Here is a 10,428-nt window from a genome sequence, read left to right as displayed (position 1 = left end):
CACAGAAAATTGAACACTACCTGTATCAAGCGCACGTATTCACGTATAGCCCAGGGTAGCTGCTTCCCCGTCATAACATAATCGCTTCGTCGCCTAACCTCTTTGCCAAGTCTGACAGTCGACAGAACAGCACGGTCTTTTATTGTATTTGCCTGGAACTTTCGTTGCCAATTTGAGTGTTGGGCATGCAGGCCTATCCACCAGAGAATAATGGTCGCTAGCAAAGGGGCAAGAAATCACAGACACCCAGCATTGTCTGTATTTGTTACAGGTCGGCAGTGTCTTATCAATACCGCATGTTCAACTTACTGTACAAGTAAAGTGATGAAGACTATACTTGTTCCATTAATTGTACATGTTGAGGTGCTTATGAGAATCGTATCTTTTACCGAAGCTAGAAATGGTCTTAAAGCGGTTTTGGACGGTGTAGTTAATGACGCTGACACAACCGTTATTACACGCCGTGATGCTGAAGATGCTGTGGTTATGTCTTTAGATTACTACAATAGCCTTATGGAGACCGTTCACTTGCTACGCTCTCCTCAAAATGCTGAACACCTAAACCGCTCGATTGCTCAGTACCGTGCTGGTAAAACAACAGCACGTGAGTTAATTGATGAGTAGTAGTCAACGCTTACTGTCGTGGACTGATAATGCTTGGGATGACTATCTGTATTGGCAAACTCAAGACAAGAAAACACTCAAGCGCATCAACAAACTCATCAATGATGTTAAGCGCTTGCCATTTGAGGGCATTGGTAAACCAGAGCCTTTAAAAGAGAGCTTATCTGGTTTTTGGTCTCGTCGTATTGATGATACTAATAGGCTTGTTTACGCAGTCGATGATCAAGCGATAACGATAATCTCATGTCGTTACCATTACTAAGATGAGGCTAAAGGGTCTGGCATCTAACAAGAGAGCTTGATGTCAAAAGCTAAATTCCGTTCCAGTTTCGCTCCGTCTTGGCTGTGAGTTTTAGATGGTAACTAACGTGGGTTTTAAAAACACACAATTCACAAAAGGCGTGCAGAGGATGGCAGAATCACATTGGCCGTCCTCACAACTCGCAAGTAACGTATAGTTTGCTATCTATACGTTACTTGCGTACACTTTGCTTATGAAAAGTGTGTTTATTGAATCAACCATATTTGGAAAGTACCGAAATGAATACCTTAGTGATGAGGAGTTCCGGTTGTTCCAGGCTGAACTTATGTCGAACCCAAAGCAAGGTGATGTAATTCAGGGCACGGGTGGTTTACGAAAGATTCGAGTAGCAAGTAAAGGAAAGGGAAAGCGTGGTGGTTCACGTGTTATCTACTACTTCTTCGATGAAAAGCGTCGTTTCTATTTGCTGACCATTTACGGCAAAAATGAAATGTCGGATTTAACCACAGATCAAAAGAAACACTTAAAGTCTTTTATGGAGGCGTGGCGCAATGAGCAATCGTGACCTATTTACAGAACTAAGTTCAGCACTTGTTGAAGCTAAAGAACACTCAGAGGGTAAAGTAACTCTGAAAACCCATCAAGTTAATGATATTGGTGATTTGAATATCTCGCCTGACGAAATCGTCAGTATTCGTGAGCAGTTCAATATGTCTCGTGGTGTATTTGCTCGATTGTTACATACATCATCGCGTACATTAGAAAACTGGGAGCAGGGGCGCAGCGTACCAAATGGGCAAGCGGTCACTCTGCTAAAGTTGGTACAGCGTCACCCAGAAACGCTGTCACACATCGCAGAGCTATAACAAGAGGCCATGACGTCAAAAGTTACATGCCAGCAGTTGACGCTTCCCATATTGCGCCGTTTTTTAGCTGTGAGTTCAGGGCGGTTATTAACCTGGTTTTTGAAGGTACTTAAGCCATAAATGGCATGCAGAGGGGTGCAGAATTACATTGGCTGCCCTCACAATTCTCACAATTTAGCTCACCCCTTCACTCTCTACCTAAACAACACCAACCCACTACGAATACCCGATCGCCAGTACGGCGCAGCATCCTGATTGCGTCTGGCGATTGTGCAAAGACAAACGTCCCTGGTGGGCCTCAATGATCTGCTGGCAAAGTACCAGGCCGATGCCTGAGCCTTGTTGCTTGGTACTGTAAAAAGGCACGAATAAGTTGTCGGTGTTTTTTATGCCAATGCCATTGTCGCAAATGGTAATGCGCACTTGCTGACTGCTAAGCTGCCAGTCAATCTCTATCCGGCAGGGTACATTGGCTTGCTCTGCGGCATCGCAGGCGTTCTTGAACAGATTGATAAACAGCTGTTCAAATTGCACAGGGTCGACATTAAGCGACAGGTCATGTGCATTGAGCAGGTTGAATTCACACTGAGGAAAGAGCTTCTGGCAATTAGAGATAAGCGCATGTAGTGAGCAAGTTTTGCGCTCAGGTTCTGGCAGTCTGGCCAGTTGGTTATAGCTTTCGATGAATTTACTGAGCTCGCCGGCGCGGTGCTGAATAAAGTTTAAGTTCTCGGTGAGTGGCACCTGGATATCCGGCTCGCAGCGTTTGCTGACAATTTTTACTAAGGTTTGCGAAATAGAGGTAATAGGAGAGAGCGAGTTGTTTATCTCATGGCTCATTACTCTGATCAGCCTTTGCCAGGCGTGGCGCTCTTCGCTGCGCAGTAATGAATGCACATCGGTAATAAACAGTAGTTTGTAAGTTTTGCCCTCACTCAAATATTGCTCTGCATGCACATTGTAGCGTTTGGTTTGCAATGCCACGGGCAGCTCAATCACCTGGCTTTGCCCGGACGCCAGTTGGCTGACTTCGGCTAATGCCTTGGGCAGGGTCTGTTTTGTGTGGGTGTCATCCAGTGCGAACAGGGTTTGTGCAGCAGGGTTAGACAACGCAATAGTCTGCTGATCGTCAATGGCTAAAATCGCCACATCGATATGCTCAAGTACGGTTTGCACCAGCTGCTGAGATTCCGCTGATTGCCAGCGCTGTGCACTTAAACGCTCGGCAAGTCGGTTGATGGCACTAAACAGCGGCGTTAATTCATTCTCATTAGGGCCTGTGTGTGCCCTGAGTGTGTAGTCGCCCTGTGCGAGGGCCTCCACTAAATTGGTTTGGGTTCGCAGCTGGTACACCACTTTTTGCTTAATATACAAGGTACTCCAGGTCAGCACTATCACGCCCAGCAATGCGCACAGCGCCACCAGCCACACCGATATATCAGTGAGCAACATGGTGATAATAAGCAAAAAAAGCAAAGGCACGGCACTGGCAAGGTACAAATAGCACAGCTGAGATTCGTATGACGCTGATTTAGGCATAGTTATTATTTACCTGTTTTATTTAAACGCCGGTAAAAGGTACTGCGGCTCAGCCCCAACGAATGTGCAGCGGCAACGGCATCCCCCTGAAAGTGCGACATACGGCGTTCCAGGGCTTTTTGCTCCAGCTCAGCCAGGGTCAGCAAGGGTTCCTGCTCTTTGCCTTCACTGCTCGAGGCGCTGTGGCGCGGCTGCTCCGAGGGTAAATTGAGGTGCGTAACATCAATTTGCTCGCTGGGCGCCAGAATGTGTGCCCGCTCCATCAGGTGCGCCAGCTCTCTGACATTGCCAGGCCAGTGATACGCTTGCAGGGCACTTTGTGCTTGCGATGTTAAAACACGCCCCTGTGCCGCGTACTTATCAATGGAGCGCCGCAAAAAGTGCTGCGCCAGCGGCAGAATATCGGCCTGGCGTTCTCGCAGTGGCGGAATATGTACCTGCACGGTATTTATGCGATATAACAGATCTTTTCGAAAACTGCCTTGGTGCACGGCGTCATCCAGGTTGGCATTGGTGGCGGTAATTAAACGAATGTTGACTGACTGTGTTTTACTGGCACCGACTTTTTCAAACTGCCTTTCTTCAAGTACGCGCAGTAACTTGGCTTGCTGGGAGTAGGGGGTATTGGCAATTTCATCTAAAAACAGCGAGCCTTCATCGGCCAGCTCAAAGCGGCCAATGCGGTGCGACTTGGCATCGGTAAAAGCGCCCTTAACATGGCCAAACATCTCGCTTTCGAATAAGTTTTCGCTCACTGCACCCATATTTACGCTGATCAGCTGCTCGTCTTTTCGGGACGATAAATCATGTAAATACCGCGCAAACAGGCTTTTTCCTGTGCCGTTTTCTCCCGTCAGCAACACACTCACATCGCTTTTGGCCACCTGAGTTAACGTTGCCAGAACGTGTTTGATGGGCTCGGAATGGGCAATCAGCCCCGACACCACGCCAAGTTCGTTTTGCAACAGCTGGTTGTGAACGGCTAACTTTTGGGTGCGTTTGTGGGCTTTTGCAAGCTGTAGCTGGGTACGAACTATCGTCAGTAACCGCTCGTTTTCCCACGGTTTTTGCACAAAGTCGTTGGCACCCAGTTGCATTGCTTTGACCGCAATTTCAATGCTTCCCCAACCGGTAATGGCAATGATTGGCAAATGTTCATCGTCTGCTCTAATTTGCTCTATCAATGCCAGCCCTTCCTGAGCGGAGGTGGTGTCCTCGGTAAAGTTTAGATCCGTGATCAGTAAGCTAATGGTATGCTGTTTAAGCAGTTGCATAGCCTGGCCCGGCGAGCTGGCCTGCACACTGGCGTAACCTTCTTCCAGCAACAGCAGGCTCAGTGCACGCCTGACACCTTCATCGTCATCAATAATTAAAATTGGGTCGTTCATAAATGTGTGTTATCAACCGCTTAAGTAAATTCAGTGTACAACAAAAGCGCAGCGAATAAATAACAGGCTGCGCTTAGTTGCGATCAATTAGTTGTTATGGAGCGCGTACGCAGGTTCATTGCTGAGTGCGCGTTGCGTAGGCAGATAGGTTGCCAGCAAGACCACCAGACTAAGCACGCCGGTGAGCACCACCGCAGTAACGGCCACATCGAAGAACTCAACCCCAATAGGCACCGACATGGCGTATCCCAGTGTTAAGCCGATCGCCAGCCCGGGCACGGCACCGAGCAGCAACTGCGTGGTCCCTGAGAGCAAAAACTCAAGGGTAATACGACTTTCGCTGGCGCCCAGCGCGCGTTTTACGCCAATCTCCTGAGTACGCTGCGAAATGGTGTTGGCCATTACCCCGTAAATGCCGCTGGCAGCCAGTAACAGCGAAGCTAACCCGAACAGCACAAATACGCCCCCGACAAACCTTAGTGGTGCAACACGTTGCGTAAGGCGATCATCCAAAGTGGCAATATTGAACACGGGCAGCTGCGAGTCAATCTGATTAACCACCCGGGTTAGTGCGGCTTTAGCACTCTGTGTGTCGCTTTGCAGTTGCACACTAATGTAAACCGCCGCGCGCGGTGATTGCGCAAAAGGTACGTAGAAAGACGGGGTTCTCGTTGCTTTATCTCTGTTCGGCATGGTCTGCACTATGTGCTTAACAACGCCTACAATCGTAAACCACGGCCCTTTGCTGCCATCTTCATTAATAAATTGCACGCGTTGCCCAATCGGTTGCTCGGTGTTCATGTACTGCTGTACAAAACTGTCTGTGACAATCACGGTGCGCTTGTCTTCGGAGTTGTCGGAGTCATTAAAAAAGCGCCCTTCAAGTAATTTTGCCTCTATGTGTTGCAATGCACCCGGCACAACGGCTACCTGGTTGGCTCTGGGGTAGCTGGCCAAACCTTGCTGGCCATATTCCTGACCGGCGACGGCAACAGCGGGGCGTTTGTCTCCAAAGCCCGGCAAGGCTGATGTGATCATGTTGCTGCTAAAGCCACTTTGGGCGTCTAACTGCGCTTTAAGTGTTTGTACAAACTGGCGTCTTTGCTCATCGGTTTGATATTGCTCCTCTGGCAGAGTAATTTGCCCGACCAGTTTATCTTGCGTATTAACACCGTAATCTGCATAGGTGGCCTTATAACTGCCCGAGATCATCACCGCGGCAACAATCAAAATGGTAATAGACAAAAATACCTCGCCAATTACCAGTGCTTTGTTGAGCTTACCGGCACTTTTGCCCAGCGCACCGCGTGTACCATCGCGCAGAACAGCATTAAAGTCGCCGTTAATATTGCGCCATGCAGGCAAAAAGCCGGTGACAAAAATGGTGCCCACCAGGAAAGCAAAAAACACTTTCAGGGTGTAGGCGTCTATGCCAAAGTCCCACCAAAACGGCGGTCTGTCAGTAAAGAACTGATTGGTGACGGTTTGCGTAATCTCTAAGCCCCAGCCAACGAGCAAAAGCCCAATTAGCCCACCCAAACCGCAGATCAACAGGCTTTCCCATAACAGCTGACTCAGCAAACGCCCGGTCGGTGCGCCCAGTGCAACACGAATGGCTGTTTCCTGAGAGCGCTCAACGGCGCGTGATAACAACAGGTTACCCACATTGACGGACGCCAGCACTAAGATAAGGATTGCCGCAGTGTGCATTACATAAACCACCGACATACCGCCATCAGCGGTAGACTGGTGCATGGTAAGTGCATACGCACTCAGGCCAGAATTGGTTTTTGGATAACGCTGCTCCAGGCGCTGCATGATAAGCGTTAGCTCGTTGTCGAGTTGTTCAATCGTGACGCCTGGTTTTCTCAGCGCTAACCCGGTTACCTGTGCGTTTTGTTCCCGCGAAACTTGCTGGGGATTATCGCGCAGCGGTCGCCAAAGCTGAGCACGGCGCGGGTAGTAATAACCTTCTGGCATTACGCCAATGATGCGATAGGGCTGGCCGTTAATATCGACGCTGCGTGACAGGATCTCCTGATCGGCACCAAAATGGTTTTGCCAGATATCGTAACCCAGCACCACCACATTCTGCGCGCCCACTTTGTCTTCATCGGCTGTGAATGTTCTGCCTAGGAGCGGGGCGGTGCGGGTGAGCTCAAACAAATTGGCACGCGCATCGGCGCTTTCATATCTGCGTGCGCCGTCACGCCCGGCAATATTAACCACTGCGCGACGATAGGCGCTAAACTCACTGGCCCCGCTTAACTGCGCTTCAACCTCGGCAAAGTCATGAATATTAAAGTCGCCAAAATTACGCTGGCCATTGGTTGAGGTGGTTATCTCAATTAAATGCTCGCCATCTTCAAAGGGCAAAGGCTTAAATAGCATGGTGTTCATAAATGAAAACAGGTAAACACTCAGGCCAAGACCTGTTGCCATCACAAACACAGTGAGTGCGCTAAAGCTGGGCTTTTTTGCCAGCAGGCGCAGGGCATACTTGATATCGCTGCGAATACTCATCGTCTTCCCCTTAACTGTGCACAACGTCGGCAAGCTCAGGCTGTGCAGTGTGCGTCTTGTGATCGGCAATAATGCGGCCATCGAGCACTTCAATCTTGCGCTGTGCCCGCTCGGCGGAGCGCGGGTCGTGCGTTACCATACAAATGGTGGCACCCTCGTGATGCAGGGTATCAAGCAGCGCCAGTACATCATGGGCGTTTTTAGAGTCCAGGTTGCCGGTCGGTTCATCCGCCAGAATTAAACTGGGCGACCCGGCAATGGCGCGGGCAATGGCAACACGTTGCTGCTGACCACCGGATAACTGCGACGGATAATGATTGGTTCGATGGCTCATATTAACCTTGGCCAAAGCGTCTGCGGCCATTTGCTTAACCTGCGACTTGCTCAAGTCTTTACGGTAGGTCAGGGGAAGCTCGACGTTTTCCATCACATCTAAATCACTGATCAAATTAAAAGACTGAAAGATAAACCCGATTTGGTTGTTGCGGATCCGGGCGCGCTCCGTTTTACTGATATTGCTCACTTCGTGCCCGGCAAGCTGGTAACTCCCCGAGGTTGGCGTATCCAGCAGACCTAACAGCGACAACAGGGTCGACTTACCCGAGCCCGATGGCCCGGAAATGGCAATATATTCTTGCTGGTACACTTGCAGCGATACGTCGTTCAGTGCATGGGTTTCTAAATCGTCAGAAAAAAAGACTTTACTGAGATTTTTTAATGCTAATACAGGCTGAGTCATGGCGGTTTCCTAGTTGATCCTAAATTGGTTAAAACTTTCGAAGCGGCTTGGATCAGACGTGATTATCTGATCGCCTTCTTCAAGTCCTTGAATAATTTGTACATAGTTGACGGAGCCCAGCCCGAGTTGCACGGCTGTACGCGTGGCCATTAAACCATCTGAGCTGAGTTTGTAAATACTGGATTGGGACTGGCTTTGGGTAAATAAGGGGCGTGATACATACAGCGTGTTATCAAGCTCTGCGATGGTAATTTCACCATCTACGCTCAGCGCGGGCCGCGCATCGCCTGGCAACGGCTCGCTAAAGGCCACATCAACCTGCACATTGCCTTGCATCACTTCAGGGTCGATCCGCGTAATATGCCCCAGTACCTGATTGTTTTGGGTATCTATGGTGACCTTCTGGCCCACTTTGATTTGCTGAATTTGTAGCTCAGGCACTTGCAGCTCAGCGATAAGCGCACCCTGATCGGCCAGTTTAGCAATGTTGCTGCCCATGCTGACATGCTGACCCACCTCCACCGGCAGCGCTAAAATAATGCTATCAATGGAGGCGCGTACGCTCAGTTCATCTACTTGCGTTTGAATGCGCGACACCCGGTTTTTTAGCTGGTTGAGCCTGGCAAAGCGGGCATGTTGCTGCGCCTTTAAGCTTTTAGCCGATTCAGCCATTTGCTCTTTTCTGGACGCCAGAGTTTGCCGCGCCTGTTCAAGGGCAATTTTAGCGCGCTGAAAGTCCAGCTTTGAGACCGCACCGGTTTCAATTAACTCAAGGTGCGCCAGGTATTCGTGCTCAGCACCATTGAGTGCCATTTGGGCATTGAGCATATCGGCACGCTGTTGTGCAATCGCGGCTTGCTCGGCCAAATCACTGGCCTGATGCTCGGCTTCAAGCGCCGACAATTCCCATTTTGTTTCGGCCAGCTGCTGCTCTAAGCGCGGATTAGTTAAGCGCACAATCTCATCGCCCCGGCTTACCTCCTGCCCGGGCTTGTACAGCAGCGCCTCAACTTTTGCATCGCCACTGGCCGAAAGCCATTGCACATTTTCAGGAACCAGCACGCCATTACCACGCACGGTTACGGTGAAACTGCCTCTTTTGACCTGATTAATGATCAACGAATTGGCTTTGAGCGTAAGCTCCGCACGAGAATACTGCCAAAGCTGGTATGCACCCAAGGCCAACGCCACAAGCGCGATAAATACGATGACTAACGTACGCACAGGCCAGCTTTTTTTAGTCTTTACTGCAATGTCCATTGTCACTCCTGGTCGAATAAGAACAATTTGAGAGTAACAGAGCAGGCTTTGTGCCAAATTTTAAGTGGTTGAAATTTATCGGCTTTATTTTATTTGAGAATTGCCAGTCCCATATTTGGGATTAAATTTGGGACTAGGCGCAAAGATGAGACTGACGGGGTGGGAGTGCAAAGCACAGGTTCAGAATTGATATGCGCACAAAGCTTACACGTACCCGCCGTTGTGGCTGGTTCCAGACAAAACCGACAACCACGCCGTCATCCCGAACGCGTGCGAGCCGGGATCTACTTAAACACCATGCAGTAGTTGTTCAATGAAGACAAACCAGACAAACAACTCCGTCATCCCGGAAGCGTACGAGCCGGGATCTACTTAAGCACCATGCAGTAGTTTCTCAATGAAAACAAACCTAACAAACCACTCAGTCATCCCGGACGCTTGCGAGCCGGGATATACCTGAACACCACGCAGTAGTTTCTCAATGAAAACAAACCTAACAAACCACTCAGTCATCCCGGACGCTTGCGAGCCGGGATCTACTTGAACACCATGCAGCAGTTGTTCAATGAAGACAAACCCGACAAACAGCTCCGTCATCCCGAACGCGTGCGAGCCGGGATCTACTTAGATACCACGCAGTAGTTCCTCAATGAAAACAAACCCGACAAACAGCTCCGTCATCCCGGACGCGTGCGAGCCGGGATCTGCTTGCACACCATGCAGTAGTAAACCTAAGAGAAGATGAGATAGCGCTATGGTTGGTGTCCATACAAAGTCCTAAGCATATCGAGCCTCATAGTCTCGCTAAGAGCAAAACTGACAAACCGCTCCGTCATCCCGGACGCTTGCGAGCCGGGATCTGCCTACATACCAAACGAAAGCTAACCTAAGAGAAGATGATATAACAACTGGTGTATCTACCAAATAAATGAGTACAGCAGTGATGACCACTCAGCCAATACAACAAGCAGGTAGAGAAAACCAGGCTGTGCCACCACCTTGCCAAATAGGAAAAAAGTGGGTCTAATGTTACTCATAAATACGTTGTTCAGGCAGGGATTGAGTCACGAAGTAACGGTTTAAACCAGATATGGTTTAGAACAAAAGTCACTCATTAAAAGTAAATCCCCATAGCATAAACCACACCAGCCGGATACGGCGTGCAGGTAGCGGCCCAGTTCAACAAACGATTATGCGTACTGCGTACGCATGAATACTAAAGCGTTA

At 49.3% G+C, this 10,428-nt stretch carries 10 protein-coding genes; 4 read left to right on the top strand and 6 right to left on the bottom strand.

Annotated features, from left to right (window positions below):
• Positions 1 to 369 precede the first annotated feature (369 nt).
• The 4 genes from TW77_RS22460 to TW77_RS22445 all read left to right on the top strand — a co-directional run bounded on the left by TW77_RS22460 (position 370) and on the right by TW77_RS22445 (position 1,752).
• Positions 370 to 624, top strand: coding sequence for a type II toxin-antitoxin system Phd/YefM family antitoxin (locus TW77_RS22460; RefSeq protein ID WP_046007204.1), 255 nt, complete (start codon positions 370 to 372; stop codon positions 622 to 624).
• Positions 617 to 886, top strand: coding sequence for a Txe/YoeB family addiction module toxin (locus TW77_RS22455; protein ID WP_046007202.1), 270 nt, complete (start codon positions 617 to 619; stop codon positions 884 to 886). Before TW77_RS22460 ends, TW77_RS22455 begins: the two co-directional genes overlap by 8 nt.
• A 232-nt stretch (positions 887 to 1,118) precedes the next feature.
• Positions 1,119 to 1,451: a type II toxin-antitoxin system RelE/ParE family toxin gene (locus tag TW77_RS22450; protein WP_046007201.1), complete on the top strand. Its 333-nt coding sequence runs from the start codon at positions 1,119 to 1,121 to the stop codon at positions 1,449 to 1,451.
• Positions 1,438 to 1,752 (top strand): helix-turn-helix domain-containing protein, encoded by a 315-nt coding sequence (locus TW77_RS22445; protein ID WP_046007200.1) that lies wholly within the window; start codon positions 1,438 to 1,440, stop codon positions 1,750 to 1,752. Before TW77_RS22450 ends, TW77_RS22445 begins: the two co-directional genes overlap by 14 nt.
• A 216-nt stretch (positions 1,753 to 1,968) precedes the next feature.
• On the opposite strand, the gene TW77_RS22440 is transcribed toward TW77_RS22445, so the two are convergent.
• The 6 genes from TW77_RS22440 to TW77_RS22415 form a co-directional block, all read right to left on the bottom strand.
• On the bottom strand, positions 1,969 to 3,291 hold the full coding sequence (locus TW77_RS22440) for a sensor histidine kinase (protein WP_052713314.1): 1,323 nt from the start codon (positions 3,289 to 3,291) through the stop codon (positions 1,969 to 1,971).
• A 5-nt stretch (positions 3,292 to 3,296) separates the two neighbouring features.
• Complete coding sequence (locus tag TW77_RS22435) at positions 3,297 to 4,679, bottom strand: sigma-54-dependent transcriptional regulator (protein ID WP_046007199.1); 1,383 nt, start codon at positions 4,677 to 4,679, stop codon at positions 3,297 to 3,299.
• Positions 4,680 to 4,766: 87 nt separating this feature from the next.
• Complete coding sequence (locus TW77_RS22430; RefSeq protein WP_046007198.1) at positions 4,767 to 7,202, bottom strand: ADOP family duplicated permease; 2,436 nt, start codon at positions 7,200 to 7,202, stop codon at positions 4,767 to 4,769.
• Between the two features lie 10 nt (positions 7,203 to 7,212).
• Positions 7,213 to 7,941, bottom strand: a complete 729-nt coding sequence (locus TW77_RS22425; RefSeq protein WP_046007197.1) for an ABC transporter ATP-binding protein — start codon at positions 7,939 to 7,941, stop codon at positions 7,213 to 7,215.
• 9 nt (positions 7,942 to 7,950) lie between these two features.
• Entirely contained in the window at positions 7,951 to 9,201 is a 1,251-nt protein-coding gene (locus TW77_RS22420) for an efflux RND transporter periplasmic adaptor subunit (RefSeq protein WP_046007196.1), read from the bottom strand.
• A 372-nt stretch (positions 9,202 to 9,573) separates the two neighbouring features.
• Positions 9,574 to 9,798 (bottom strand): hypothetical protein, encoded by a 225-nt coding sequence (locus tag TW77_RS22415; protein ID WP_046007195.1) that lies wholly within the window; start codon positions 9,796 to 9,798, stop codon positions 9,574 to 9,576.
• Positions 9,799 to 10,428 lie beyond the last annotated feature (630 nt).

Source organism: Pseudoalteromonas rubra (assembly GCF_000967655.1).
Taxonomy (GTDB): Bacteria; Pseudomonadota; Gammaproteobacteria; order Enterobacterales; family Alteromonadaceae; genus Pseudoalteromonas; species Pseudoalteromonas rubra_A.
This window is presented reverse-complemented; position numbering and strand designations above follow the sequence as displayed.